This is a genomic window from Arthrobacter sp. SlRoot2-15, from assembly GCF_059739345.1.
This window is the reverse complement of the sequence record NZ_AP046058.1, coordinates 2,910,192-2,936,198: the sequence shown is the minus strand read 5'-3', so window position 1 is coordinate 2,936,198 and position 26,007 is coordinate 2,910,192. Positions and strand designations below refer to the sequence as shown.

24 protein-coding genes are annotated in these 26,007 nt (G+C 70.0%); 13 read left to right on the top strand and 11 right to left on the bottom strand.

The window, feature by feature from the left end:
• Nucleotides 1-114: 114 nt before the first annotated feature.
• From AC6I9V_RS13570 to AC6I9V_RS13545, 6 genes are read left to right on the top strand one after another with little or no spacing between them, the layout of a single operon-like run.
• The gene (locus AC6I9V_RS13570) at nt 115-1,455 is read left to right on the top strand and encodes a DUF7847 domain-containing protein (protein WP_497899805.1); all 1,341 of its coding nucleotides are present in this window, start codon (nt 115-117) and stop codon (nt 1,453-1,455) included.
• Nucleotides 1,455-2,165, top strand: a complete 711-nt coding sequence (locus AC6I9V_RS13565) for a DUF4129 domain-containing protein (RefSeq protein WP_497899804.1) — start codon at nt 1,455-1,457, stop codon at nt 2,163-2,165. Before AC6I9V_RS13570 ends, AC6I9V_RS13565 begins: the two co-directional genes overlap by 1 nt.
• A complete protein-coding gene (locus tag AC6I9V_RS13560) occupies nt 2,162-3,310 on the top strand; it encodes a DUF4350 domain-containing protein (RefSeq protein WP_497899803.1) in 1,149 nt (382 codons plus the stop codon). Before AC6I9V_RS13565 ends, AC6I9V_RS13560 begins: the two co-directional genes overlap by 4 nt.
• Nucleotides 3,307-4,347 carry an AAA family ATPase gene (locus AC6I9V_RS13555; RefSeq protein WP_497899802.1) on the top strand — a complete coding sequence of 347 codons (1,041 nt, stop codon included), beginning with the start codon at nt 3,307-3,309 and terminating at the stop codon, nt 4,345-4,347. Before AC6I9V_RS13560 ends, AC6I9V_RS13555 begins: the two co-directional genes overlap by 4 nt.
• A 3-nt stretch (nt 4,348-4,350) precedes the next feature.
• Nucleotides 4,351-5,643 (top strand): DUF58 domain-containing protein, encoded by a 1,293-nt coding sequence (locus AC6I9V_RS13550; protein ID WP_497899801.1) that lies wholly within the window; start codon nt 4,351-4,353, stop codon nt 5,641-5,643.
• Nucleotides 5,644-5,659: 16 nt separating this feature from the next.
• Entirely contained in the window at nt 5,660-6,370 is a 711-nt protein-coding gene (locus tag AC6I9V_RS13545) for a DUF4166 domain-containing protein (RefSeq protein WP_497899800.1), read from the top strand.
• Between the two features lie 3 nt (nt 6,371-6,373).
• Here AC6I9V_RS13545 and AC6I9V_RS13540 read toward each other — a convergent pair whose 3' ends face one another.
• The 7 genes from AC6I9V_RS13540 to mnmA all read right to left on the bottom strand — a co-directional run bounded on the left by AC6I9V_RS13540 (nt 6,374) and on the right by mnmA (nt 15,436).
• Nucleotides 6,374-7,402, bottom strand: a complete 1,029-nt coding sequence (locus tag AC6I9V_RS13540; RefSeq protein ID WP_497900317.1) for a uroporphyrinogen decarboxylase/cobalamine-independent methonine synthase family protein — start codon at nt 7,400-7,402, stop codon at nt 6,374-6,376.
• 68 nt (nt 7,403-7,470) lie between these two features.
• Entirely contained in the window at nt 7,471-7,911 is a 441-nt protein-coding gene (locus AC6I9V_RS13535; protein WP_497899799.1) for a chorismate mutase, read from the bottom strand.
• A gap of 132 nt (nt 7,912-8,043) precedes the next feature.
• Nucleotides 8,044-9,759 carry an ABC transporter ATP-binding protein gene (locus AC6I9V_RS13530; RefSeq protein ID WP_497899798.1) on the bottom strand — a complete coding sequence of 572 codons (1,716 nt, stop codon included), beginning with the start codon at nt 9,757-9,759 and terminating at the stop codon, nt 8,044-8,046.
• Nucleotides 9,756-10,775 carry an ABC transporter permease gene (locus AC6I9V_RS13525; protein ID WP_497899797.1) on the bottom strand — a complete coding sequence of 340 codons (1,020 nt, stop codon included), beginning with the start codon at nt 10,773-10,775 and terminating at the stop codon, nt 9,756-9,758. The genes AC6I9V_RS13530 and AC6I9V_RS13525 overlap by 4 nt, the downstream gene beginning before the upstream one ends.
• A 1-nt stretch (nt 10,776) precedes the next feature.
• A complete protein-coding gene (locus AC6I9V_RS13520) occupies nt 10,777-11,868 on the bottom strand; it encodes an ABC transporter permease (protein ID WP_497899796.1) in 1,092 nt (363 codons plus the stop codon).
• 132 nt (nt 11,869-12,000) lie between these two features.
• On the bottom strand, nt 12,001-13,635 hold the full coding sequence (locus tag AC6I9V_RS13515; RefSeq protein ID WP_497899795.1) for an ABC transporter substrate-binding protein: 1,635 nt from the start codon (nt 13,633-13,635) through the stop codon (nt 12,001-12,003).
• 676 nt (nt 13,636-14,311) lie between these two features.
• Nucleotides 14,312-15,436, bottom strand: coding sequence for a tRNA 2-thiouridine(34) synthase MnmA (gene mnmA, locus AC6I9V_RS13510; protein WP_497899794.1), 1,125 nt, complete (start codon nt 15,434-15,436; stop codon nt 14,312-14,314).
• Nucleotides 15,437-15,645: 209 nt separating this feature from the next.
• Here mnmA and AC6I9V_RS13505 point away from each other — a divergent pair, with 209 nt between their 5' ends.
• Complete coding sequence (locus AC6I9V_RS13505; RefSeq protein WP_497899793.1) at nt 15,646-16,890, top strand: NAD(P)/FAD-dependent oxidoreductase; 1,245 nt, start codon at nt 15,646-15,648, stop codon at nt 16,888-16,890.
• Here AC6I9V_RS13505 and AC6I9V_RS13500 read toward each other — a convergent pair.
• Nucleotides 16,887-18,113, bottom strand: a complete 1,227-nt coding sequence (locus AC6I9V_RS13500; RefSeq protein WP_497899792.1) for a cysteine desulfurase family protein — start codon at nt 18,111-18,113, stop codon at nt 16,887-16,889. The genes AC6I9V_RS13505 and AC6I9V_RS13500 overlap by 4 nt on opposite strands.
• A gap of 40 nt (nt 18,114-18,153) precedes the next feature.
• Here AC6I9V_RS13500 and AC6I9V_RS13495 point away from each other — a divergent pair, with 40 nt between their 5' ends.
• Nucleotides 18,154-19,029 (top strand): DMT family transporter, encoded by an 876-nt coding sequence (locus tag AC6I9V_RS13495; protein ID WP_497899791.1) that lies wholly within the window; start codon nt 18,154-18,156, stop codon nt 19,027-19,029.
• Here the strand turns inward: AC6I9V_RS13495 and AC6I9V_RS13490 are convergent.
• Complete coding sequence (locus AC6I9V_RS13490) at nt 19,016-19,711, bottom strand: helix-turn-helix transcriptional regulator (RefSeq protein WP_497899790.1); 696 nt, start codon at nt 19,709-19,711, stop codon at nt 19,016-19,018. The two genes, AC6I9V_RS13495 and AC6I9V_RS13490, sit on opposite strands and share 14 nt — an antisense overlap.
• 90 nt (nt 19,712-19,801) lie before the next feature.
• Here AC6I9V_RS13490 and AC6I9V_RS13485 point away from each other — a divergent pair, with 90 nt between their 5' ends.
• The gene (locus AC6I9V_RS13485; RefSeq protein ID WP_497899789.1) at nt 19,802-20,215 is read left to right on the top strand and encodes a hypothetical protein; all 414 of its coding nucleotides are present in this window, start codon (nt 19,802-19,804) and stop codon (nt 20,213-20,215) included.
• A 57-nt stretch (nt 20,216-20,272) separates the two neighbouring features.
• Here AC6I9V_RS13485 and AC6I9V_RS13480 read toward each other — a convergent pair whose 3' ends face one another.
• Nucleotides 20,273-21,175: a diacylglycerol/lipid kinase family protein gene (locus tag AC6I9V_RS13480; RefSeq protein ID WP_497899788.1), complete on the bottom strand. Its 903-nt coding sequence runs from the start codon at nt 21,173-21,175 to the stop codon at nt 20,273-20,275.
• Between the two features lie 125 nt (nt 21,176-21,300).
• Between AC6I9V_RS13480 and AC6I9V_RS13475 the strand changes: the two genes are divergently transcribed.
• From AC6I9V_RS13475 to AC6I9V_RS13460, 4 genes are all read left to right on the top strand, one after another.
• Nucleotides 21,301-22,272 carry a J domain-containing protein gene (locus AC6I9V_RS13475; RefSeq protein ID WP_497899787.1) on the top strand — a complete coding sequence of 324 codons (972 nt, stop codon included), beginning with the start codon at nt 21,301-21,303 and terminating at the stop codon, nt 22,270-22,272.
• Between the two features lie 38 nt (nt 22,273-22,310).
• Nucleotides 22,311-22,778, top strand: coding sequence for a tRNA (cytidine(34)-2'-O)-methyltransferase (locus AC6I9V_RS13470; protein ID WP_497899786.1), 468 nt, complete (start codon nt 22,311-22,313; stop codon nt 22,776-22,778).
• A 237-nt stretch (nt 22,779-23,015) separates the two neighbouring features.
• Nucleotides 23,016-23,621 carry an ECF RNA polymerase sigma factor SigK gene (gene sigK / locus AC6I9V_RS13465; RefSeq protein ID WP_497899785.1) on the top strand — a complete coding sequence of 202 codons (606 nt, stop codon included), beginning with the start codon at nt 23,016-23,018 and terminating at the stop codon, nt 23,619-23,621.
• Nucleotide 23,622: 1 nt separating this feature from the next.
• On the top strand, nt 23,623-24,504 hold the full coding sequence (locus tag AC6I9V_RS13460; protein ID WP_497899784.1) for an anti-sigma factor: 882 nt from the start codon (nt 23,623-23,625) through the stop codon (nt 24,502-24,504).
• A gap of 87 nt (nt 24,505-24,591) precedes the next feature.
• Here AC6I9V_RS13460 and AC6I9V_RS13455 read toward each other — a convergent pair whose 3' ends face one another.
• The gene (locus AC6I9V_RS13455; RefSeq protein WP_497899783.1) at nt 24,592-26,004 is read right to left on the bottom strand and encodes a GntT/GntP/DsdX family permease; all 1,413 of its coding nucleotides are present in this window, start codon (nt 26,002-26,004) and stop codon (nt 24,592-24,594) included.
• Nucleotides 26,005-26,007 lie beyond the last annotated feature (3 nt).

Here is a 26,007-nt window from a genome sequence, read left to right as displayed (position 1 = left end):
AACTATAGGCTGGGGGCAAGCCTGGCCCGGACTGACGCCGGGGACCGCGGGCTGCCGGGCATCGCGCCCCGGGCCGCGGGCATCCGGTGGGCAATTTTCTTGGGGAGGAAAGGCTTGTCTGAGCAGGAACCTACCGGGCCGCAGCAGTGGGGCGGCCGCCCCCAGTGGGGCCAGCAGCACCCCTGGGGAAACCAGCAGCAACCGGCCCCGCCTCCGCAGTGGGGCGAACAGCCGCAGTGGGGGAACCAGCGGCGACCGGCCCCGCCGCCGCAATGGGGAGTACCTCCGCTGCCGGACCAGCAGCCGCGGTGGGACCAGCAGCCGCAATGGGGTCAGCAGACGCAGTGGGGTCCCCGGATCCCCGGCCAGCCCGGGCACCCGCAGGCCCCCTACGGACAGCCGCGCTATGTCGCCCCGCCGAAACCAGGCATCGTTCCGCTGCGGCCCCTGATGCTGGGCGAGATCCTGGACGGCGCCTTCCAGACCGTCCGGCGCAATCCCGCAGCCATGCTCGGGGCCGGGGTGATCGCGCAGGCGCTGGGCTCCGTCGTCTCCGCCCTGGCCCAGACCGGGGTCGTCTCCGGGTGGTCGCCCTCCGGGTGGCTGGAGGGAATCAGCCCCTCGCAGGCGGTGGCTCTCGGCCTGGGCATCGCCGGGGTCGGCTTCGTGCTGATGCTCCTCTCGGTCCTCATCTCGGTCATCGTGCAAGGGGCCATGGCGGTTCCCGTGGCCCGCTCGCTGCTGAACCGGCGGACGGGCTTCCGCCAGATGTGGTCGTTGTCCCGCTCCCGGATGGGCGCCCTGCTGGGGCTTGCCGGCCTGCTGATCCTCGGCGTCGCCGCCGTCGTGGCCCTCTCTGTGCTGGTAACGATGGCGCTGGTAGCCGCCCTGGGCCGCTCCGCGCCGGTCGCGCTGGTGCTCCTGTTTTTCGGCCTGGTGGTGGTGCTGGTCTGGCTTGCCGTCCGGTTCCTCGTCGCACCGGCGGCGATCGTGGTTGAGGAGTTGGGCCCGTTCGCCGGGCTGCGCCGCTCCTGGCAGCTGACCGGCGGCAATTGGTGGCGCCTGCTGGGAATCTCACTGGTGGTCGGCCTGCTCGTCGGGGTGCTCAGCCAGATCGTCCTGCTTCCCGTGAAGCTCCTTGGCAACGCCCTCGGATTTACCGTCTTCAGCCAGGGCGGCGACGGCGCTGACCACACCGTCGGCATCGCCGTCGCCCTGGTCAGCACCGTCGTCACGGCGCTGGTCGCTGCCGTGGGCTTCGCCTTCCAGACCTCGACCATGGCGCTGGTCTACCTGGACCTGCGGATGCGCAAGGACGGGCTGGACCTGTCGCTGATGCGGCAACTGGAGACCGGAAGCGACCCGGACGGTGTCCCGGGAAGGGCTCCGGCCGCCATCCTCGGGGCGCCCGCGGTGTGGCAGCGCCCGCCCTACGGCCCTCCCCCGGTCCGGTGATGACGGCCGCCGCCGTCCACGCAGGGCATGCCGTGTCCGTCCTGGCCGCGCGTTTGCAGGCGGAACCTCCGGTGCTTCCGGACCGCGGGGAGGCCGGCCGCTGGGCGGCGGAGGAACTCGCGAAGGCCCCGTACCGCGACGCCGCGCCAAGCTGGCTGGACGACGCGTTGGCGGAGTTCAGCCGCTGGCTGCGCTCGTTCTCCGGCGACGGCGCCCCGGCCGGCGACGCTGGCTATGCCGTCCCGCTGCTGCTGGTCATCGCCGCCGTCGTTATTGTGGTTGCCGTCCTGGTGGTGCGGCCCCGGCTCAATGCCAGGCGGTCCGCCGACGGGAAGGTTTTCGACGCCGGCGCGCCCCTGAGCCCGGACGCACACCGCGGAAGGGCCGCGGCGGCGGCTGCCCGCGGGGATTGGGCCACGGCCATTGTCGAGCAGTTCCGTGCCCTCGCCCGGGCGGCGGAAGACCGCGCCGTGCTGGATCCGCAACCGGGCCGGACCGCCGGCGAGGTCGCTGCACGGCTGGGCCGTGCGTTCCCCGTCCATGCCCGGGAACTGGACGAGGCGGCGCTGACCTTCGACGCCGTCCGCTACGGCGGGGCGGACGGCGGGCCCCGCGAGCACGAGGCGCTGGCCCGGCTCGACGCGGCCCTGGCCGGTACCGCCCCGGACTACCGCGACGCCGGCACGGACACTCTGGTCAGGCCGCTGTGAGCGGGACGACGGCGCTGCTCCGCCGGCACCGCACCTGGGCCATCCTCGGCGCCGTGTTCATCGCCGCCCTGGTCCTGACGGCCGTGCTCCAGCTGCAGCCCCGCGGCGACCGCACCCCGCTGTCCATCCGGAATCCCGCCCCGGACGGGGCACGCGCCGCCGCGGAAATCCTCGGCCGCCACGGCGTCACCGTGGAACAGCAGGACTCCCTGGACGCCACCGTCCGGGCGCTCGATGCCGCCCGGCACGCCGGCGAAGGCACCACCGTCCTGCTCTATGACCGCGCCGGCTACCTGGGCCGGGACCAGCTGCAGTACCTGGGCGGCGCCACGGACCGGCTGGTGGTTCTCACCCCGCGGCTGAACACGCTGCAGGGACTCACCGGCGGAATCGTGCAGGCCGGGGTGGTGCAGGAGCGCACCGTGGTCCTCGCCCCGGACTGTGTCCTCCCGGATCCCGCCGCCGCCGGCACCGTCACGGCCAGGAACGGCTACCTGTATGACGGCGAGGTGGAGTGCTACACACCACCCGGCGGCCAGGGCGGTCTCTACGCCGGCAGCGAGGACGGCCGGACAGTGGTCCTGGGCAGCACCGAGATCCTGAGCAACGGCGCCCTGGCCGAGGAGGGAAACGCTGCCCTGGTGCTGCGGAGCCTCGGCGCGGAACAGCACCTCGTCTGGTACCTGCCCGGCCTCTCCGACGTCCCCGCCGCGAAGGAGCCGGTGACCCTCGATGAACTCGCCGCCCCGTGGACCCACGTCCTCGGGCCCTGGCTGGCGTTCGTGGCGCTGTTGGCCATGTTCTGGCGCGGCCGGAGGCTCGGCCCGCTGGTGTTCGAGCCGCTCCCGGTGGTGGTCAAGGCGGTGGAGACGGCCGAGGGCCGGGCCCGCCTCTACCACGACGCGCGCGCCGTGGACCGGGCCACCGAGGTGCTCCGCGCCGGCACGCTGGTCCGGCTTGCCCGGACCCTGCGGCTGGGGCCCGACGCCGGGGCTGCCGCCATCATCGACGCCGCGGGCCGGCACCTGGGCCGGACGCCCGAGGAAATCGGCCACGTCCTCAATGCCACACCCCGCGCCGAAGCGGAGCTGGTGCGCTGGGCCCAGGAACTGGACAGACTAGAGAAAGAGGTACACAGCCGATGAACGACCAGACCACCGCAGCCTGGCCGGCGCCCCGTCCCGCTCCGGGACCGGCGGACGACGCCGCCGCCCCCCGGGAGCCCGCCGGCGCCGATCCCGTGCGCCAGGCCCTGCTGGACGTCCGCCACGAGGTCGCCAAGGCCGTCGTCGGGCAGGACGCCACCGTCACCGGGCTGCTGATCGCCCTGCTGTCCCGCGGCCATGTGCTGATCGAGGGCGTCCCCGGGGTGGCCAAGACCCTGCTGGTGCGCAGCTTGTCCGCCGCCCTCAGCCTGGACACCAAGCGGATCCAGTTCACCCCGGACCTGATGCCCGGCGACGTCACCGGTTCGCTGATCTACGATTCACACACCTCCGAGTTCAGCTTCCGGGAGGGCCCGGTCTTCACCAACATCCTGCTCGCGGACGAGATCAACCGGACCCCGCCCAAAACCCAGGCATCACTCCTGGAGGCCATGGAGGAGCGGCAGGTCTCCGTGGACGGCGTCTCGCGCGAGCTGCCCGCACCCTTCATCGTGGCGGCGACGCAGAACCCGGTGGAGTACGAGGGCACCTATCCCCTGCCGGAGGCCCAGCTGGACCGCTTCCTGCTCAAACTCACCATGCCGTTGCCCGGACGGCAGGACGAGATCGAGGTGATCCGCCGGCACGCCGCCGGCTTCGACCCCCGCCAGCTGGCCGCGGCCGGCATCCGCCCCGTCGCCGGCCCGGCCGAACTGGAGCGGGCGCGGCAGGCGGTGGCCGCCGTCGAGATCGGGCCCGAGGTCCTTGGCTACATCGTCGACATCGTCCGCGCCACCCGGGCGGCGCCGTCGTTCCAGCTCGGCGTCTCGCCGCGCGGGGCCGCCGCCCTGCTCAACGGCTCCCGCGCCTGGGCCTGGCTTTCCGGCCGGGGTTTCGTCACCCCCGACGACGTCAAGGCCCTCGCCCTGCCCTGCCTGCGGCACCGGGTGGCCCTGCGGCCCGAGGCGCAGATGGACGGTGTACAGGTGGACGGCGTGCTGGGCAGCATCCTCGCCTCCGTCCCTGTCCCGCGCTGAGCCATGGCGATTTCCGGACGCTTTGTGCTGCTGGCGCTGCTGGGCCTGGTCCCGGCGGTGCTCCTGCCCGGGTGGGAGTCGGCGACGGCGGTGCTCCTGCTGCTGGCGGCCGCGGCGCTGCTGGACCTGGGCCTTGCAGTGCCGCTGCGGCACGTCTCGGTGCAGCGCAGCGACCCTGGCAGCGTCGCCCTGGGCGGGTCTGCAGAGTCCGTCCTCACGGTCGCGAACGCCGGCCGCCGCGCCCTCCGCGGCCTGCTCCGGGACGCGTGGCAGCCTTCGGCGGGGGCGCAGAACCCGCGCCAGCGCCTGCTGGTCCCGGCCGGCGAGCGCCGCCGGATGACCGTCACGCTGACGCCCACCCGTCGCGGGGAGCTGGCGGCCGGACACGTCACCGTCCGCGCCTTTGGCCCAATGGGGCTCGCCGCCCGGCAGCGCACCCTGCCCTGCCCCGGAGTGCTGAAGGTGCTGCCGCCGTTCAATGCGCGGCGGCACCTGCCCTCCAAACTGCGCCAGCTGCGCGAACTCGACGGCAAGGCGGCGGTCCAGATCCGCGGCGCCGGCACCGAATTCGATTCCCTCCGCGACTACGTGCGCGGCGACGACGTGAGATCCATCGACTGGCGCGCCACGGCCCGCCGTTCCGCCGTGGTGGTCCGCACCTGGCGGCCGGAACGGGACCGCCGCGTGGTCATCCTGCTCGACACCTCCCGCACCGCCGCCGCCCGGATCGCCGACGAGCCCCGGCTGGACACCGGCATCGAGGCGGCGCTGCTGCTGGCCGTCCTCGCCGAACGCGGCGGGGACCGGGTGGACTTCCTCGCCTTCGACCGTATGCTCCGGGCACGGGCGGGGTCCGCGGCCAAAGGCAACCTGCTGGGCCAGCTGGTCCAGGCGATGGCACCGCTGGCGGCCGAACTGATCGAACTCGACTGGAGCCAGATCACCGCCCAGGTCCGCTCCGTGTCCGCCCACCGCTCCCTCGTGGTGCTGCTGACCGCGCTCGACGGCGGCGCGCCCGAAGAGGGGCTCCTGCCCGTGGCCGCCCAGCTCGCCCAGCAACATGTGGTGGTGGTGGCCTCCGTCCGCGACCCCATGCTCGGTGAGATGCAGCGGGAGCGCTCCAGCGCCACCGGTGTGTTCCGCGCCGCGGCAGCCGAGCGGGCCCTGTTGGAACGCGACGCGGTCAGCGCCCAGCTGCGCCAGGCCGGCGTCGAAGTCGTCGACGCCGAACCCGCGCAGCTGCCGCCGGCCCTCGCGGACGCGTACATTCGTCTGAAGGCCGCGGGACGGCTGTGACCCCTAGGAGGATGCCGTGAACGGCGATGAACCGATCTACCGGCTCGGCCTCGGACCGGACTTTGCCAAGCTGCAGCCCGAACTGCAGGAGTACTTCTCCCTCGTGCCGGGCTCCGGCCGCTACGGTGTCGGCGAGGGCGTCTTCGACGTCGTCGGCTGCCGGCAGGCGTGGCTGCGGCCGCTGCTGCGGCTCGCCACCGGTGAGCAGGCGTTTTTCCCGGAGTACGGCGAGGGGATCAGGTTCCGGATCGAGAACCACGCCCATCTGGACCCGTTCGGCCGCCCCAGCCTGACCGCCCGGCGGGACATTTTCTTCCCGCAGACCACCAGGATCTTCCACGACACCACCAGCCTGGACACCTCCACCGGCGCCCCGCGGCTGGTGGACTATGTGGGCCGCTACCGCCGACTCGTCACCGACCTCAACCTCAGCGTCACCCCCGAGGGACGGCTGCGCGGCATCTCCGAGGCCTCCCGGCTGTTCCTGGGCCCGCTGCGGATCCCGCTGCCGGCGGCCCTGGACGCCAAGGCCTATGCCGAGCAGTGGTGGGACGCGGACGAGGGACGGCACCGGATCCAGGTCAAGGTGATCCAGCCGCAGATCGGGCTGGTGCTGGTCTACGCCGGCCGCTTCGACTACCGGCTTGAGCCCTACCCCGCCGGCGCGTCGGGCCCCGGCCGTCTCCCCGCGCGGGTCCGGCCCGACCGCTGGGAACGCCGCATCTAGGTCCTAGCCGAGGGCGAGCTGGTTCAACCCGTCGGCGAGCTGCGTCAGCCGGGTCAGCACCGCCGTCGCGGACGCGGGGGTATGCCCGGCGAGGCCGCCGGACGGCGTGACCCGCACCGAGCCCAGGGCCCCCGCCGGGAGCCCGAGCTGGCGCCACGGGCGCCACAGCGTCTCGACCGCCTGCGGCACGCGGGGCAGCGCCGCTGCGGGGTCCTCGACGCCCAGCGCGCCGGCCCACAGGCGTTTGCCGGACTCGACCGCGCCGGCGAGCTGCTCCCACTGGCGGGAGGTCAGCGCCCGCAGCGGCACCGCGATCCCGTCGGCGCCGGCGGCGAGGATCCGGTCGAAGGGTGCCTCGACTTCGGGCACGGAGACCACGATTTCGGCCGCCCCGGCCGCGCGCAGGGCGTCAATGACAATCCGCCAGGATTCGGTAACTTCGGAACCCGGCACGGCGCGCAGGGTGCGGTAGCCGCTGGAGGTGGGGATGGTGCCGGCCATCACGGCCGCGATGTCCGGTTCGTCGAGCTGCACCACCAGGGCAGCGCCGGGCACGGCGGCGGCGGCCCGGCGCAGGTAGGCGCCCACGCCGGCCGCGAGCGAGGCCGCGAGATCCCGCCGCGCACCATGGTCGATGAGGGCCCGTTCGCCGTTGTGCAGGTGCAGGCCGGCGGCCAGGCTCAGCGGGCCGCGCAGCTGGATCTTCAGCTCGGCCGCGGGGGTCTCTTCGGCTCCGACGACGTCGGCGAGGACGTTGATGTCGGTGGACAGCGCCGAGCGGGCACGCATCAGGTCCTTGCCGGGCCGGTCGACGAGCCGCCAGCCGAACGGCTGGACGTCGACGGCGAGACCCTCCAGCAGCGAGGCGGTGCGGCCCAGCGCGTCCGAGCCGACGCCGCGGTCGGGGAGCTCGGCGAGGAAGGGAAGGTGCGGGCTGCCGAGCTCGCCGCGGATGATCCGGGCGGCCTCGACGGGGTCCTCCCCCGGCCACGGGCCCAGGGCTGTGGCCGTGACCTGTGCGGCAGCGGGCACCGGGGCAGCGGGCACCGGGGCAGCGGGCACCGGGGCAGCGGGTACCGGGGCAGCGGGTACGGGCACGGCTACGCCTCGGCGGAGACGGCCGGGCCGGCCGGTGCGCGCCCGGCGGCGGCCTCATGCGCGGCGGCCTGGTGGTCCTCGGCGATGGCCTCGTGGTGGCGGATCACCTCGCCGATGATGAAGTTCAGGAATTTCTCGGCGAACGCCGGGTCCAGGTGGGCTTCGGCGGCGAGCCGGCGCAGCCGGGCGATCTGTGCCGTCTCGCGGCCCGGGTCCCCGGCGGGAAGTTTGTGCGCGGCCTTGAGGAAGCCGACCTTCTGGGTGGCCTTGAACCGCTCGGCCAGGAGGAACACCAAGGTGGCGTCGATGTTGTCGATGCTGGAGCGGATGGAGAGCAGTTCCGCCATCACCGCGGGATCCACGTGCCCGGCCAGGGAGCTGGCGGCGGGGTCGTAGGCATCGGCGTCGGCGTCGTGGTGGAGGTTCTGGTTCTGCTCGGTCATTGACCCAGTCTAGGGGGCCGGGCGGAAATCCCCTCGGGTGTTAAGCGCAGGCCACCCGTGCCGAAAAGGGCATGCCCGCCGTTCGCAGTGAACGGCGGGCATGCCCTTTAGGTGCTGCCGGAACGGTCCGGCTCAGGCGCCGAGCACCGCGCGGAACTCCTCGCGGCGCCGTGCTTGCTCGTCCGGATCCGGAACGGGCAGTGACGCGATGAGCTTCTTCGTGTACTCGTGCTGCGGGTGGCCCATGACCTGGTTTCCGAGGCCCTGTTCCACCATCTTGCCCTTGTAGAGGACACCGACCCAGTGCGAGAGTATGTCCACCACGGCGAGGTCGTGGCTGATGAACAGGCAGGCGAATCCGAATTCGGCCTGGATCTCCTTGAACAGCTCCAGCACCTTCGCCTGCACCGAAACATCCAGCGCCGACGTCGGCTCGTCGGCGATCAGCAGCTTCGGGTTCAGGATCAGCGCCCGCGCCAGTGACGCGCGCTGGCGCTGGCCGCCGGAGAGCTCGTGCGGGTAGCGGTCGGCGTACGACGCCGGCAACTGCACCGATTCGAGCAACTCCCGGGTCCGCTGGCGGGCCTGCGCCGGCGTCGGCTTGCTGTGGATGACCAGCGGCTCCGCGATGCACTCACCGATGGTCAGCTGCGGGTTGAACGACGCCGCCGGGTCCTGGAACACAAACCCGATCTGCTTGCGCAGCGGCTTGAAGGTGCGCTCCTTGAGATTGAGCATCTCGTAGTCGAGGACTTTCAGGCTGCCGCCCGTGGTCTTGTTCAGGCCCGCGATGGCGCGGCCGATGGTGGTCTTGCCGGAACCGGACTCCCCGACGAGGCCGAAGACCTCGCCCTCGGAGAGCGTGAAGTTCACGCCGTCCACGGCCTTGAACGCGGGGCTGCCCAGCCGGCCCGGGTACTCGATGGTCAGGTTCTTCGCCTCGACCAGGACCTTGCCGCCCTGGTGCGCGCGTTCGGTCATGCCCGCCGAGGCGGAGTTCCGGCCGAGGTGCGGGACGGCCGCCAGGAGCTTCTTCGTGTAGTCCTGCTTCGGTTCCGCGAAGAGCACCCGCGAGCTGGCCTCTTCGACGACGTCGCCCTGGTACATCACGACGACGCGGTCGGCGAGGTCGGCGACGACGCCCATGTTGTGGGTGATGAGCACGATCGAGGTGCCGTATTGGTCCCGGAGCTCGCGCAGGAGTTCCAGGATCTCCGCCTGCACGGTGACATCGAGCGCCGTGGTCGGTTCGTCGGCCACGATCAGCCCCGGGTTGAGCGCCAGCGCGGCGGCAATGACCACGCGCTGCTTCTGCCCGCCGGAGAACTGGTGCGGGTAGTAGTTGACCCGGGTTTCCGGGTCCGGAATGCCGACCTTTCGCAGGGCGTCGATGGCACGCGCCTTGGCGTCCTTGGCGCTGACCCGGCCGCCCCCGCCATGGGCGGCGTGGGCCCGGATGCCCTCGGCGATCTGCCAGCCCACGGTGAAGACCGGGTTCAGCGCGGTGGAGGGCTCCTGGAACACCATGGCCACGTCTCGGCCGCGGATTTCCCGCAGCTTCGCGGCGCTGACACTGATCACGTTGTTGCCGTTGATCAGCACGGCGCCGGAGCTGATGGCCGTCTCCGGCAGCAGCCCCAGGATGGTTTTGGCGGTGACGGTCTTGCCGGAGCCGGATTCGCCCACGATGGCGACGACCTCGCCCGGGTTGACCTCGAGGCTGACATCCTTCACGGCATAGACGTCCCCGGCGTCCGTGGCGAAGGTGACTTTGAGGTTGTTGATGTCCAGCACGGGCCCGGAGCCTCGGGTGTGCTGGTCTGAAATGGAGCCGATATTGGTGCTCATGAACTGCTCACTTCTGCTGAGTTTGCTGTCTGGGCGCCGGCGGAATCAGGGCCGCCTTTGCCGGAGGCAGCCTTCTTGCGTCCGCGCAGGCGCGGGTCGTTGAGGTCGTTGATGCTTTCGCCGACCAGGGTCAGCCCCACCACGGTGAGGACAATGGCCAGGCCCGGGAAGACGCCCGTCCACCAGATGCCGGAGGTGGTGTCCGCCAGTGCCTTGTTGAGGTCGAATCCCCATTCCGCTGCCGACGTCGGTTCGATGCCGAAGCCGAGGAAGCCCAGGCCCGCGAGGGTGAGGATGGCTTCGGAGGCGTTCAGCGTGAAGATCAGCGGCAGCGTGCGGGTGGCGTTCTTGTAGATGTGGCGGGTCATGATCCGGATGTTGGAGGCGCCCACCACCTTGGCGGATTCGACGAAGGGTTCGGCCTTGAGCCGGATGGTTTCGGCGCGGATGACGCGGAAGTACTGCGGGATGAAGACCACGGTGATGGAGATCGCCGCGGCCAGGATTCCGCCCCACAGGCTGGAGCGCCCGCCGCTGATCACGATCGCCATGACGATCGCCACCAGCAGGGACGGGAAGGCGTACACGGCGTCGGCGATCACAACGAGGATCCGGTCCAGCCAGCCGCCGATGTAGCCGCTGACCAGGCCGAGGATCACGCCGATGAAGATGGACATGATCACGGCGACGACGATCACCAGGACGGCGGTCTGTGCGCCCCAGACGACCCGGGAGAACACGTCGTAGCCGCCGACGGTGGTTCCGAGCAGGTGCCGGCCGCCGGGGGCCTGCTGCGCGGGGAAGCTGCCCTCGGCGTCGGAGATCTGCGAGAAGCCGAACGGGGCGATCAGCGGGGCGAAGATCGCGGTCAGCAGGAACAGCGCGGTGAGGACGAGCCCGGTGACGAGCATGCCCCGTTGCAGGCCGACGCTCTTGTTGAAGTGGGAAACGACCGGCAGCCGCTTGAACCAGGGTTCCCGGCGGTTTTCTGCGGCGATGGTTGGTTCGATGCTCATGTCAGTACCTCACGCGGGGGTCGATCAGCGCGGCGACGATGTCCACGATGAAGTTGGTCACGGCCACGATCACGGCGAGCAGCACCACAATGCCCTGCACGGCCACGAAGTCGCGGGCCGTCAGGTAGGTGGCGAGCTGGAAGCCCAGGCCTTTCCATTCAAAGGTGGTCTCGGTCAGCACGGCGCCGCCGAGCATGACCGCAATCTGCAGGCCCATCACGGTGATGATGGGGATCAGCGCCGGCTTGTAGGCGTGTTTGGTGACCAAGCGGAATTCGCTGACGCCGCGTGAGCGTCCGGCCTCCACGTAGTCCTTGCCGAGGGTGCCGATCACGTTGGTGCGGACCAGACGCAGGAAGATACCGGCGGTCAGCAGGCCCAGGGCGACGGCGGGCAGCACGGCGTGCGCGGTGACATCGCCCAGCGCGGCCATGTTGCCGCTGCGGACGGCGTCGAGCCAGTAGATGCCGGTGGGCGCCTGCAGCGCGGTGAGGGCCAGTTCCGTCGAGGTCTTGGCCCGCCCGGCCACCGGAAGCCAGCCGAGCCAGACCGAGAAGGTCAGCTTGAGCAGCATGCCGGCGAAGAACACCGGCGTGGCGTAGCAGAGGATGGCGAAGATGCGCAGGACGGCGTCGGGCGCCTTGTCGCGGCGGTGCGCGGCAATCATGCCCAGCGGGATGCCCACAACCAGGGCCACGAGCAGCGCGTTGATGGACAGCTCGAGGGTCGCCGACCCGTAGGTGGTCAGCATTTCGGAGACCTGCCGGTTGTCCGAGAGTGTGGTGCCGAAGTTGCCGGTGATGAGGCGGCCGAGGTATTCGAAGTACTGCACGAAGATGGGCCGGTCGTAGCCGGCCGAGTGGATGCGTTCGGCCAGTTGCTCCGGCGGGAGCCGGCCGCCGAGGGCGGCCGTGATCGGGTCGCCCGTGATCCGCATCAGGAAGAACACGAGCGTGACCAGGATGAAGATGGTCGGGAAGATCAGCAGGAACCTGATCAGGATGTATTGGCCCAGTCCCCCACCGGACGCCTTTTTCTTTGTCGGCAATAGGCCGTCGGCGTCGCTGGGCGGCGCCTCAATAAGTGTTGTCATTGGTACCTAAATTTGTGTTTCCGTCGGCTTCGTGGGCTTCCGGAATCGGTTGTCCTGCCCTCAGCAAGAGAGGCGGGACGCCGCGCAGGCGCCCCGCCTCCATGGCTGGTCAGGACCGGATGGGGAATGGACCTACTTGGAAATTACTCCAAGACGGGTCTTGAAGGAAGCGTCGAGGGTCTTGTCGACCCCCTGGACGTCCTTGCCGGCGACCATCAGCTGGGCGCCCTGCAGCAGCGGCAGCGTGGAGAGGTCCTTGGCGACGGCCGTCTGGGCGTCACCAAGCACCTTTTCGCGTGCGCTCTTGTCAACGGTGGTGAGCTGCTTCTTGATCAGGTCCGTCACGGAGGCGTTCTCGTAGTGGTTCTTGAGGAAGTTGCCCGGGATGAAGAACGGGGTCAGGTAGTTGTCGGCGTCCGAGTAGTCCGGGAACCAGCCGAGCTGGTAGACGGGGTAGACGTCCTTGGTGCGGTCCTTGGAGTAGGTGACCCACTCGGTGGACTGCAGGTCGACCTTGAACAGGCCCGACTTTTCCAGCTGTTCCTTGATCATGGCGTACTCGTCGCCGGAGGACTTGCCGTAGTGGTCCGGGTTGTACTGCAGCTTCAGGGTGACCGGGGCGGTGACGCCGGCGTCGCTGAAGGCCTTCTTGGCCTTGTCGAGGCTGGGCTTGCCGTTGCCGTCGCCGTACATGTCCTTGAGCGGCTTGATGGCGCCGACGAAGCCGTCGGGAACCACGGAGTAGGCCGGCAGGTAGGTGCCCTTGTAGACCTGGCTGGCGATCGCGTCGCGGTCGACGACGCTGGCCATCGCCTGGCGGACGGCCAGGGCCTTGGCCGGGTCGGCCTCGGGGGTCTTGGCGCCGAACGGCATGGTGTCGAAGTTGAACACGATGTAACGCAGTTCGCCACCGGGGCCCTTGTGGACCTTGACCTTGGAATCCTTCTCGAGGTCGGCGGCGTCGGTCGCGGTCAGGCTGCGGCCGGCGACGTCGATGTTGCCCTGCTGGACATCGAGCTTGAGGTTGTTGGAGTCGGCGTAGTACTTGATCGTGGCGCTGTCGTTCGCCGGCTTGCCGAGCATGCCCTTGTAGTCCGCGTTGGCCTTGAGGCTGATGAGCTCGTTCTTCTTGTAGCTCTCGATCGTGTACTGGCCGGCGAAGGGCTTGCCCTTGACGATCTCGTCGTCGCTCATCAGCTTGTCTGCGGGGAAGACCTCTTCGTCGACGATCGGGCCGGCGTTGGCTGCGAGGACGCCCGGGAAGACCTGGTCGTTGCCTTCCTTGAGCTTGAACACGACGGTGGAGTCGTCTTTGACTTCCACCGAGGCGAGGTTGCCGAGCAGGGAGGCCGGGCCGTTGTCGTCGTTGATCTTCACGACGCGGTCGATCGAGAACTTCACGTCGGAGGACGTCAGCGCGTGGCCGTTGGCGAACTTCAGGCCGGACTTGAGCTTGACGGTGTACTCGGTCGGGGCCGTGAAGGAAGCGGACTCGGCGATGTCCGGGCTGGAATCGGCCGTTCCGGGCTTCGAGTTCATCAGGAACGGGTAGATCTGGTTCATCACCATAAAGGAGCCGGCGTCGTATGAGCCGGCCGGATCGAGGGTGACCACCTTGTCAGTGGTGCCGTACGTAATGGTGCCTCCGCCTGCGGCGCTGCCTGAGGATGTTCCGCCGCCGGAAGGGCCGGTGCAGGCCGTCAATGCAAAGGCGGAAACCCCGGCGAGCGCGATGGCGCTCTGGAGGGCTTTTTTGTTCATTGCCATCTGTGAACTTTCTGTTCGATGAGTACTAGTCCGCTGCCCGGGGTAGCTTGACTCGTGGGGCAGCTCACTGTCCTGATTCCTAGATTCAACCAGAAGACCGTGGGGTGCATCGCCAAATCTTGTGAGTTGAGACACAAAATTTACACGATTCGAAGGAACTCATCGTTTTCTGCAGGATATGCCCCGGATCTTCGGCACCTTCGGCGGCGGCGATCTGCGGGTGGACATGCCCTGTGCCTGGGCCGGGGAATGGACATAAACCCCATATGCCCACTCGTGGCCGCGAAGAATGGACATGCCCGTAGGTCCCAGGCTCGCGCGGGTGGACTTGCCCTGTGCACCCGTTGGACTGGTCCACCGTCGGCCAATGGACATGCCCCTCCGCAGAGATCCTGACGCGCGGACATGCCCTGTGCGCAGACCGGGGAACGGACATAAACCCCATATGCCCACTCGTGACCGCGGAGAATGGACATGCCCCTGGGTCCCAGGCACGCGCGCGCGGACATGCCCCGTGCACCCGTCGGCCAATGGACATGCCCTCAGCAGAGATCCTGACGGGCGGACATGCCCTGTGCGCAGACCGGGGAATGGACATAAACCCCATATGCCCACTCGTGGCCGCGAAGAATGGACATGTCCGTCCGGCGCGGGACGTCGAAAACTGGGACGGGCGCTAGAGGGCCGCGCGCTGCCGCGACCGGGCGGCGTCGATCGTGGCCTGGCCGAGGACCCGGCTGCCCTGGTACAGCACCACGGTCTGGCCGGGGGCAACACCGCGCAGCGGCTCGGCCAGGGTGACCACCAGGTTGCCGGTCCCGTCCGTGTGCTCCATCCGGGCGGTCGCCGGGACGGGGTCCCCGTGGGCCCGGACCTGGGCGTGGCAGTCGAACTCCGCGCCGGTGGCGATTTCGGCGATCGGCAACCCGGCCCAGGAAACCTTGATCCCCCGGATCTCATCGATGGCCAGCAGGGCCTCGGGACCCACCACCACCTTGTTTTCCTTGGGCCGGATCTCCAGCACAAAGCGCGGCTTGCCGTCGGCGGCCGGGGTGCCCAGCTTCAGGCCGCGGCGCTGGCCAACGGTGAAGGCGTTAGCGCCGGGGTGCTCGCCGACCTTGGCGCCGGATTCGTCCACGATGTCGCCGGTGGTCATCTCGATTTTCTCGGCCAGCCAGCCGGCGGTGTCGCCGTCGGGGATGAAGCAGATGTCGTGGCTGTCGGGCTTGTTCGCCACCGACAGCCCGCGGCGCTCCGCCTCGGCGCGGACCTCCGCCTTGGACGGTGTGTCGGCGAGCGGAAACATCGAGTGCCGGAGCTGTTCGTGGGTCAGGACGCCCAGCACGTAGCTCTGGTCCTTCGCCCAGTCCGCGGCGCGGTGCAGTTCCGGATTGCCCTCGGCGTCGGTGATGACCTTGGCGTAGTGGCCGGTGCAGACGGCGTCGAAGCCCAGGGCAATCGCCTTCTCCAGCAGGGCGGCGAACTTGATCCGCTCGTTGCAGCGCATGCAGGGGTTGGGGGTGCGTCCGGCGGCGTACTCGTCAATGAAGTCCTGGACGACGTCTTCCTTGAAGCGCTCGGAGAAGTCCCAGACGTAGTACGGGATGCCGAGCACGTCGCAGGCCCGCCAGGCGTCGCGCGAGTCCTCGATGGTGCAGCAGCCTCGGCTGCCGGTGCGCAGTGTTCCCGGCATGCGGGAGAGGGCAAGGTGGACCCCGACGACGTCGTGGCCGGCCTCGACGGCGCGGGCTGCGGCGACAGCGGAATCGACGCCGCCGCTCATGGCTGCAAGAACTCGCATGCTGGCTTTCTGTGGGAAGCAGGGGGGTCACGGGCGGTCGCCCCAAGGCGTGGAGCTAACACAACGTCCGCCCGCCTATTCTATCGCCACGCCGATTGCTCCCCCAAAAAGCCTTGACGCCCCGGCCCGGTTCTTCTAGCGTCAAAGTTAACCGTTTTAGAAATTCGGCCTAGCAACCCCTGGCACCAGCGCAGACGGGACGCACAGAGATGACTGAGGACAACATCGTGATCGTGGGCGGCGGACTGGCCGGAGCCACCGCCGCGAAGACCCTGCGGGCCGAGGGCTACGAAGGTCCGGTGACCCTGCTCGCCGAGGAGCCGCAGGCCCCCTATCTGCGGCCGCCGCTGTCCAAGGAGTATCTCCTCGGCAAGGACGGCGAGGAGGCGCTCCCGGTGGTGCCGGCCGGCTGGTACGCGGACAACGACGTCGAGCTGCGCCTTGGCGCTCCCGCCACCTCCCTGGACACGGGTGCCCGCACGGTGGACCTCGCCGACGGCGCGCGGCTCCGCTATGCGGCGCTCCTGCTCGCCACCGGCGCACGGCCGCGCTCGATTCCGCTGCCCGGCAGCGGCCTCGAGGGCGTGATGACGTTCCGGACGGTCGAGGACAGCCGCCGGCTCCGGGATGCCTTGGCCGGCGGCGGCCGGAACGTGGTGCTGGTCGGCTCGGGCTGGATCGGGATGGAACTGGCCGCAGCCGCGAATTCCTACGGCAACACCGTCACGCTGCTGGGGCTGGAACAGGTGCCGCTGGCGGCGGCGATCGGCCCCGAGCTGGGCGGCTTTTTCCGCTCGCTGCACGAATCGCGCGGCGTGCGGTTCCGGCTGCCGGCGTCGGCCGCCGCGATCACGGGCGACGCCGGCCGGGTCACCGGCGTCCGCACCGACGCAGGCGAAGTCCTGGCCGCCGACCTGGTGGTGATCGCCGTCGGCGTCGTGCCCGAAACCTCGCTCGCCGCGGCGGCCGGCATCGAGCTGGACAACGGGATCCTCACCGACGCCTCGCTGCGGACCTCCGCCCCCGGGGTCTTTGCCGCCGGAGATGTAGCCAATGCCCTGCACCCGTTCACCGGGGAGCACCACCGCAGCGAGCACTGGTCCAACGCGCTCAACGGCGGCAAGGTCGCCGGACGGGCGATGCTGGGCCGGGACGCCGTGCTGGACACCATCCCGTACTTCTACACGGACCAGTACGACGTCAGCATGGAGTATTCCGGTTTCCCGACGCTCATCGACGGCCCGCCCGTAATCCGGGGCTCGCTGGAGGCCAGGGAGTTCCTGGCGTTCTGGCAGCGCGGCGGCCGTGTGGTGGCGGGCATGAACGTCAACTGGCCCCGGTCCGCCAAGCCGCAGAAGGCCATCAAGGCGCTGATCGCCGCGCGGGCCCAGGTGAGCCCTGCGGTGCTGGCGGACCAGGACGTCCCGCTGGAGCAGCTGCTGCCGGAAGGCTAGCCGGCGGCGGAGTGGCGGGCGATGGTTCCGGCGGTCTGGATGCTGGATTCGTGCCCGGCCATGCCGGCCTGGCGGGCGCGGGCATACGCCCCCGGCAGGGCGGCCAGCAGGGCGTCGACGTCGGCGTCCGTGGAGGTGTGGCCCAGGGTGAAGCGCTGGGCGCCGCGGGCGGTGTCCTCGTCGAGCCCCATCGCGAGCAGCACATGGGAGGGCCGCGGGACGCCGGCGGTGCAGGCGGATCCGGTGGAGGACTCCACGCCGGCGAGGTCCAGCAGGAACAGCAGGGAGTCTCCCTCGCAGCCGGGGAAGGTGAAGTGCGCGTTGCCCGGCAGCCGGCCTGGCCCCGGGGCGCCGCGCAGCACGGCCTCCGGCACGGCGTCACGCACGCCCTCGATCAGGCGGTCCCGGAGCCCGGCGATCCGCGCGGACTCCCCGGCCAGGCGTGCAGCCGCCGCCTCCGCCGCCGCCGCGAAGGCCGCGATCGAGGCGGTGTCCAGGGTGCCGGACCGCACGTCGCGCTCCTGTCCCCCACCGTGCTGGACCGGGGTCAGCTTGACGGCACGGCCCAGGAGCAGGGCGCCGACGCCGACCGGACCGCCGATCTTGTGCCCGGAGACGGACATTGCGTCCAGGCCGGTCCCGCGGAAATCGACCGGCACCGAGCCGAGGGCCTGCACGGCGTCGGAATGCACCGGCACTCCGGCGGCGTGTGCCAGGCGCACAATGTCGGCGACGGGCTGGATGCTGCCCACCTCGTTGTTGGCCCACATCACGGTGACCAGGGCGATCGAGGCGGGGTCGTCGGCCAGCTCGGCCTCCAGCGCCGCCAGGTCCAGCACGCCCTCGGCGTCGACCGGCAGCCAGCGCACGTCGGCGCCCTCCTGCCGTTCCAGCCATTCGACGGTGTCCAGCACGGCGTGGTGTTCGATGGTGGAGCACAGGATGCGTGTGCGGCGGGGGTCCTCGGCTTGGCGGGCCCAGTAGAGGCCCTTGACGGCGAGATTGTCGGCCTCCGTGCCGCCGGAGGTGAAGATGACTTCCGAGGGGTGCGCCCCGGCCGCGGCGGCCAGCGCCTCGCGGGCATCCTCGACGGCCCGGCGGGCGCGGCGGCCGGAACCGTGCAGCGAGGAGGGGTTGCCGGTGCGCGCCAGCTCACGCGTCAGGGCGGCGAGCGCCTCGGCGGCGAGCGGCGTGGTGGCGGCGTGGTCTAGGTAAACGGGCACAGCCCAATTCTACCGTCGCGTGCTGGTGTACATTCGAGCGGTGAAGGCGTCCCTGTACCTCGTCCTGGCCACCCTGTTCTGGTCCGGAAATTTCGTCGTCGGCCAGGCCGCGGTCGCCTCGATGACCCCGCTGGACCTGACCTTCTGGCGCTGGACCCTGGCGGCGATGCCCCTGCTGGCACTGGCCCACTTTGTCGAAAAGCCGGACTGGCAGGCGGTGCTGCGCCGCTGGCCGGTACTGCTGCTGCTGAGCGTGCTCGGGATGAGCGGCTACACCCTGCTGCTGTACGGCGCCCTGGGCTACACCTCGGCCATGAACGCCTCCCTGATCACGGCGGCCAACCCGGCCCTGATTGTGGTGATGGCGATCGTCCTGCTCGGGGAGAAGACCACCCGGCTCGGCTGGCTCGGCATCGGCCTGGGGCTGCTGGGGGTGCTGCTGGTCCTGACCCGCGGGGAACTGCAGCGGGTGTTCAGCCTCTCGATCAATACCGGCGAGCTGATGATGATCGGCGCCATCGTGGTCTGGGGCAGCTACACGATCATCGCCCGCCGGCTGGAGATTCCCGCCATCACCGCCACGGCGGTGCAGGTGGCAATCGCCACCGTGACGCTGGCACCCTTCGCCCTCGCCCTGAACGTCCGCTTGCCGGAGACCCCGGCTGAAGGCTGGTCGCTGGCCTACATCGCCGTTTTCCCCTCCCTCGGCGCCTACCTGTTCTGGAACCTGGCGCTGAAGACCACCCCGCCGGGAACCGCGGGGAACTACCTGAACCTGATGGTGGTGTTCACGGCGATCATTACGGTGGCGCTGGGCACGCCGTTGACGCTGGTCCAGGTCGTCGGCGGGATTATGGTGGTCGCCGGCGTCCTGCTGACCGGCCTCAAGGGGCAGGCCAGGCTCAGGCCGGCCTGATCCGGGCGCAGCACTGGGCTGCCGTGGCGTCGTCCCGCGCCCTGAGCTCCGCAATGTCGAGGGCCTCCACCCGCTCCGGGGCCAGGCCGCAGCCTGACGCGGCGCCGGCCAGGAACGCCCCGTTCATGGCGCAGACCACGCCGGGATGGCCCTGGGCCACTCGGTGGAAGGGGCAGTTGAGCAACACTAGACCGCCCTCGCCGTCGTCCGCGGGCAGGTAACCCTCGCCGGCGAGCACGGCGCCAAAGTCGCCGCCGGCGGACTCCGCCGCTGTCCCGCCGCGCGCCCTGGCCGCCCGCAACAGCGCCTCCCGGGCGGATCCGCCGTCGGCCGCGGATTGTTCAATGGCCGTGACCAGCAGTTCGGCGGCCAGGTCGTAGCTGCGCTCCGGGACCGACGCCGAGACCTCCTGAACGGCGGCACGGTAGAGCTTGGCAGGACGGCCCGAACCCGGGCCCTCCTTGCCGCCGATCTTGCGAAACTCCACCGCCAGGAGGCCGTCGTGGACCAGACGGTCCAGCTGGAAGGACGCCGTGCTGCGGGCCAGCCCCAGCGACCCGGCCGCCTCGTCGCGGCTGACCGCGCGCTCCGCGGCGGCGACGAAGCCGAAGAGGCGGCGCCGGTTCTCATCGCCCAGGGAGGCAACCGCGGCCAGCCTCCGGCTCCACGAAAACGGGTTCATGAATCCAGCCTAACTCTAAAAACAAGATCCATTGCTTAACCTTCGCTACCATTCTAAAATTAAGATATCTATTTTTAGAAGGAGTGCATGATGAAATCATCAACAACCCTGGCAGCCCCCGCCCCGACGGTCGCCCCCGCTGCCCAGCGGCAGGCCTTCCTGTTGCTGCGCACGGTTTTCACCGTGGCGCCGATCATTTTCGGCCTGGACAAGTTCACCAACCTACTGACCCACTGGACGATGTATCTCGCCCCCGTGGCGACGTCGGTGGTCCCCTTGCCGGCGCAGACTTTTATGTACATCGTCGGCGTGGTGGAGATCGTTGCGGGCCTGGCGGTAGCGTTCCGGCCCCGCTTCGGTTCTCTGCTGGTCGCCGTCTGGCTGCTCGGCATCATCATCAACCTGCTGGTACTGGGCAGCTTCTTTGACGTGGCGCTGCGCGATTTCGGCCTGCTGGTCGGGGCCCTTGCCCTGAACCGGCTCTCGCCGGCCAGGGCCCGGTAGCGGCCGCTGCCGGCGTCGGCGCGGGCCGCCGCGAGCGCGACCCGCGCCGACGCTGGCCTACGCCAGCACCCGAAGGGCACCGGGGACGACGTCGATGGCCAGCGGCAGCGGCCCGATCCGTTCGCCGTCCGCGTAGGCGATGACGCCGGCGGCTTCCAGTTGAACGTCCCGGACCCGGCGGATCTCCACCGCCGGGTGGCCCACGTGCCGGCCCGAAAATACCTTGGGGAACACGGCCAGGAATCCCGCGCGGGACAGCGGCCGGACGATAAACAGGTCAAGGTACCCGTCGTCGAGCACGGCGTCGGGCACCACGTTCATGCCGCCGCCGATTGACTGCCCGTTGGCCACCGAGATCAGCATGGCCCCCTGCTGCCAGCGCTCGCCGTCGGCCGTCACGGTGTACTCGATGGCGCGGAAGGTGGCCAGTTCGCGCAGCATGGCCAAGTTGTACCGGGAGCGGCCCTTTGGCCAGCGCCAGGCATTGGCGCGTTCGTTGACCGCGGCGTCGAAGCCGGCCGAGACGACGCCGGCAAACCAGTACGTCCGGTCCCCGGAGCGCACCCGTCCGGCGTCGATCAGCCGCCCGCCGGCGGACAGGGCCGCCAGGACCCGGGCGGCGGCAGCGGGGATGTTGTGCCGCGGCAGTCCGAGCGCCCGGGCCATGTCATTGCCGGTGCCGCTCGGAATGATGCCCAGCGGCGTCGAGCCGTAGGCGGCGCCCGACCCGGCGAGCGCGTTGACGCCGAGGTGCACCATCCCGTCGCCGCCGGCCACGACCAGTGCGTCCACCCCGTCGGCCAGCGCCTTGTCCACGGCCCGGGACAGCAGCTCGTAGCTGTCCTCGCAGAGCAAGTGCACCTGCACCCCGGCCGCGCGGAAGCAGTCCGCCGCTTGCTGGCCGGCATGCCGTCCGCGGCCGAAGGAGGCGCGCGGGTTGACGGCGAGGGCAATCTTCATGGGCTGAATTATGCCAGCCGCCGGGAACCATCCGCGGCCACGCGCTCGTTATTCCCCCAGCCGGTTAAACTGGCCACGCCGGAGGTCCCGGCCGGACCCGATCCACCGACGCAAAGGAATTTTGCTTGACGCAGGGCAGCAGCTCGCACTACCAGGTCCTCCGCATCCCTGTCACGGCAACGGACAAGGACATCAAGGTGGCCTACCGGAAGGCTGCCCGCACGGCGCACCCCGACCACGGCGGCGACGCCGCCACCTTCCGCCGCGTCACCCTCGCCTACGAGACGCTCATCGACGCCAAGCGCCGCGCCGACTACGACCGCTCGTACGGCAGCGGCACCGCATTCTCCAGCCGGACGGCCCCGGCCGAGGAAGGGGCGCACTTCGACGCGCCCGCCGCCGGCAGCCGGGCCTCAGCGCATGTCCGCAGGCCCAACACACCGCGGAACACCGCCGCGGACGACCCGGTGTACGTGCCGTCCTTCGAGGAGGTGGCCGCGGCCGGCGAGGTGCCGCTGATCCCGGAGTCCGTGGCCCGACAGCAGGTCCACGGCATGCCCCGCAAGCGCGGGCTCTTCGGCGCGGAGGCCCGCATCCAGCGCGAGATGCGCACAGTGCAGCTGATCACCCGGCAGGTCCTGCCCGAGATTCCCGCTGCCCGCCTGGTCAACGGCCTGCAGTCCCCGGCGGACAACAGCCACATCGACCATGCGCTGCTCACCGGCTACCGGCTGGCCATCATCGGTTCCATGCTCCTGCCGCCGGGCGCCTACGCCTGGAACGGCAGCACCCTGAACCACGGCGGCCGCTCCATCGCCCCGCCGCAGCTGGCCCACGTGGTGCGCCGGATGCAGGACATCTTCCCGGAACTGAACGTCACCGGCTGGACGGTGGTCCACAGTACCGACGGCAACCTGCACGAACCCGTGATCGACCGGCACGGACGCTCCCGGGGCCGGGAGGACAGCCTCGAGACCGTGCAGGTGGTCAACGCCGCCGGCCTGGCCCGGGGCCTCAAGCAGTTCCTCAGTTCCGGGCCGGCCCCGAACACGGTCAACGTTCCGGTGCTCGCCCGGCTGCTGCGCGGAATGCACTAGCGTCCCGGACCGCCCGGACCGATCGCTAGGATGGAAGCATGTTCCGCATCCTCTTCCACAGCCCCGAAATTCCCGGCAATACCGGCAACGCCATCCGGCTCGCCGCCATCACGGGGGCCGAGCTTCACCTCGTGGAGCCGCTGGGCTTTGATTTTTCCGACGCCAAACTCCGCCGCGCCGGGCTGGACTACCATGACCTCGCCGTCGTCACCGTGCACCGGGACATCAACGCCGCATGGGAGGCGCTGGCGCCGGAGCGGGTGTTTGCGTTCACGTCCGACGGCGAAACCTCCTACACGGATATCGGCTACCTTCCCGGCGACGTCCTGATGTTCGGCCGGGAATCCGTGGGCCTGTCCGAGGAACTGAAAAACGACCCGCATGTGACGTCCCGCGTCCGGCTGCCGATGCTGCCGGCGCTGCGCTCGCTGAACCTGGCCAACGCGGCCTCGATCGCCGTCTACGAGGCGTGGCGCCAGCACGGCTTCGCGGGCGCCACGCTCTAGCAGCATCCCGCCACGGATTCCGCCACGGATTCCCGAAGTCCGTCCCATCCGGGCCTGCCGCCGCTCCGAATGCCTTCTGAGAGACCATCCACGCTGGACGTCGAAGGGAGCGAGGAGCGGCAGGTGAGCACAATGCAGGTGGATAGACGCCCGGCCTTTCGGGCTGCGGGCAACCACGGCGCCGTCCAAGCCCGTCCTGGCCCCCGATCGGCGGCCGGCACCTTATGCTTGAAGGTGATGGACACTCCGAATGCCCCGAATCCCGAGGCCGCTGCTCCCCCCAGCGCCCCAGCCGACGTAAACCGCCGGCTGGCAGCACTGCTCGGACAGATCGCCGACGGGGATCAGGCTGCTTTCGCCGAGTTCTACCGGCTCACCTCGCGCCGTGTTTTTGGCATGGCGCGCCGCGTACTGATCGACCCGGAGCTCAGCGAGGACACCACCCAGGAGGTCTTCCTGCAGGTCTGGCAGAACGCCGCGAAGTTCAACGCCGACGCCGGCAGCCCGCTCGCGTGGCTGATGACAATTTCGCACCGCCGGGCCGTGGACAAGGTCCGGTCCTCGCAGTCGTCCACCGACCGGGAGTCCAGGTACGGCGCCAGCAGCCAGGAGATCGACCACGACTCCGTCTCCGATGAGGTCGGCAGCCGGCTTGAGGCCGAGGCCGTGGTCCGCTGCCTGGACACGCTGACCGACACGCAGCAGGAATCCGTCCGGCTCGCCTACTACGGCGGGCTGACCTACCGGGAAGTCGCCGAGAAGCTCAACGCGGCCGTTCCCACCATCAAGTCCCGCATCCGCGATGGACTAATCCGCCTGAAGACCTGTTTGGGGGTGAGTTGAGATGAACGACATGAATCCAGAGGACAGCGACCGCACGCCCGGCAGCTTCTCCCCCGACATCGCCGGCGACCTCAGCTCCGGCCGCGCCGTGGACCTCGCCGAGGTGTACGCGCTCCACGCCCTCGACGACGCCGAACGCGACGCCGTCGACCGCCACCTTGCCGACGCACCGCCAGCCGAGCGCTCCGAATTCGAACAGCGCGTCCGGCAGGCCCGCGAGACCCTGGCCCGGAGCTTCAGCGCCGAGGAGGAACCGCCTGCCGGACTCTTCGACCGCATCGTCGCCGCCCTTCCGGCACAAAATGCCGGACCGGCCGCCGCTGTGCCGTCCCCCGACGCCTCATCCCCGGTGGTGGCCCGGCCGGTCCGGGAGAACGCCGAGCTTCCGGTCACCGATGAACTCGGTGCCGCCCGCAAGCGCCGGGACGAGCGGCGTCGGCCGCAGGGCACCCGCGCCTGGCTGATCGGTGTCGCCGCTGCGGCCGCCATCGCCATCGGCGGCGTCGGGGTGGGGGCGTATGTCGCCAACCAGAACGATCCGCTCAACCAGGTGATGCAGGCCGGCGATGTGCGCAAGGCGACGGTCGAGGTGATCGGCGGCGGTACGGCCTCGCTGACCCTGTCCTCCTCGAAGGATGCCGCCGTGGTGAAGATGAACGGCGTTCCGGCCCCGCCGGCGGGGAAGGTCTACCAGATGTGGCTGATCCCCAAGGACGGCTCGGCCCCGGTTTCCAAGGGCCTGATGGACGCGGAAGCACTGTCCAAGCCGGCCGTCGTCACGGGCATCGGTTCCGCCGCCGCTCTGGGCATCACGGTGGAGCCCGCGGGCGGCTCGAAGTCGCCCACCTTGCCGACCGTAGCCTCGGCCCCGCTGGGCGCCTAGGACCAAACAACAAAGCCGCGCAGCGCCCCGCTTGGTTTCTTGGGGCCGGCGCGGCTTAGTTGTGCCGGTTGGGTGTTGTCCGGACGCTCAGATGACCAGCGAGAGCAGCATCACGAAGCCGAAGCCCACCACGGAGATCAGCGTTTCCATCACGGACCAGGTCTTGAAGGTCTGGCCGACGCTGAGGCCGAACAGTTCCTTCACCAGCCAGAAGCCGGCGTCGTTGACGTGCGAGAGGAAGAGCGACCCGGCGCCGATCGCGAGGGCCAGCAGGGCGGCATGGGTCGGTGAGAGCGAGCTGGCCAGCGGGGCGACGATGCCGGCCGCCGTTACGGTGGCCACGGTGGCGGAGCCGGTGGCCAGGCGCAGCGCGACCGCCACGAGGAAGCCGAGCACCAGCACGGACATGTTGGCGCCCTCGGCCCACTTCTTGACCGCGTCGCCGACGCCGGCGCCGATCAGGGTCTGTTTGAAGCCGCCGCCGGCCCCGACAATCAGCAGGATCGCGGCAATCGGGCCGAGGCTCGCGCCGATCTTGGCGGTGATCTTGTTGCCGGTGAAGCCGACGGCGTAGCCGAAGGTACCGATTGCCAGGAGCACGGCGAGCGTCATGGCCACCAGCGGCTGGCCGACGAAGTCGAAGAAGACCCGGATCCACGGTGCCGTCTTGGCGTCCGGCCAGATCATGTCCACGACGGCCTTGAGCAGCATCAGCACCACCGGAAAGATGATGGTCAGCAGCGTCACCAGGAAGCTGGGCTGCCGCTTGATGCCCTCCAGGTCGGCCCCGTGCTCGGTGTCGATTCCGCCCGCGACGGCGGGGGCGCCCACCGGAACCCATCGGGCGGCGAGCCGGGAAAACAGCGGCCCGCAGATGATGACCGTGGGGATGGCGACCAGGAGTCCGAGCGCGAGCGTGGTGCCGAGTTCGGCCTTGACCGCGCTGATCGCGATCAGCGGTCCCGGGTGCGGCGGCACCAGGCCGTGCAGCACCGACAGCCCGGCCAGGGCGGGGATGGCGATGCGCATCAGCGGCATCCGGGAGCGCTGGGTGACCAGGACGATCACCGGCAGCAGCAGCACCAGGCCGATTTCGAAGAACATCGGCAGGCCGATGATCACCGCGACAAGCGTGATGGACCAGACCACGCGGTTGCCGCTGGCCTTGGCGAGGAGTGTGTCCACCACCCGGTTGGCGCCGCCGGAGTCCGCCAGGAGCTTGCCCAGCATGGCGCCGAGGGCGATCAGCAGGCCGACTTCCTTCAGGACGCCGCCGACCCCGTCCTCGAAGTTGGTGATGATCTTCGCCAGTTCCACCCCGGAGGCCAGGCCGACGAAGGCCGAGCCGAGCACCAGGGCGAGGAAGGGGTGGAGCTTGAACTTGGCGATCAGCACCACGATCAGTGCGATGCCGACGGCGGCGACTACCAGGAGTCGGGTGTCGTGGCCGGTCCAGGCCTCGACGGCAGCCGGAAGCTGCAGTGCTGCAAGAGAATTCAAAAC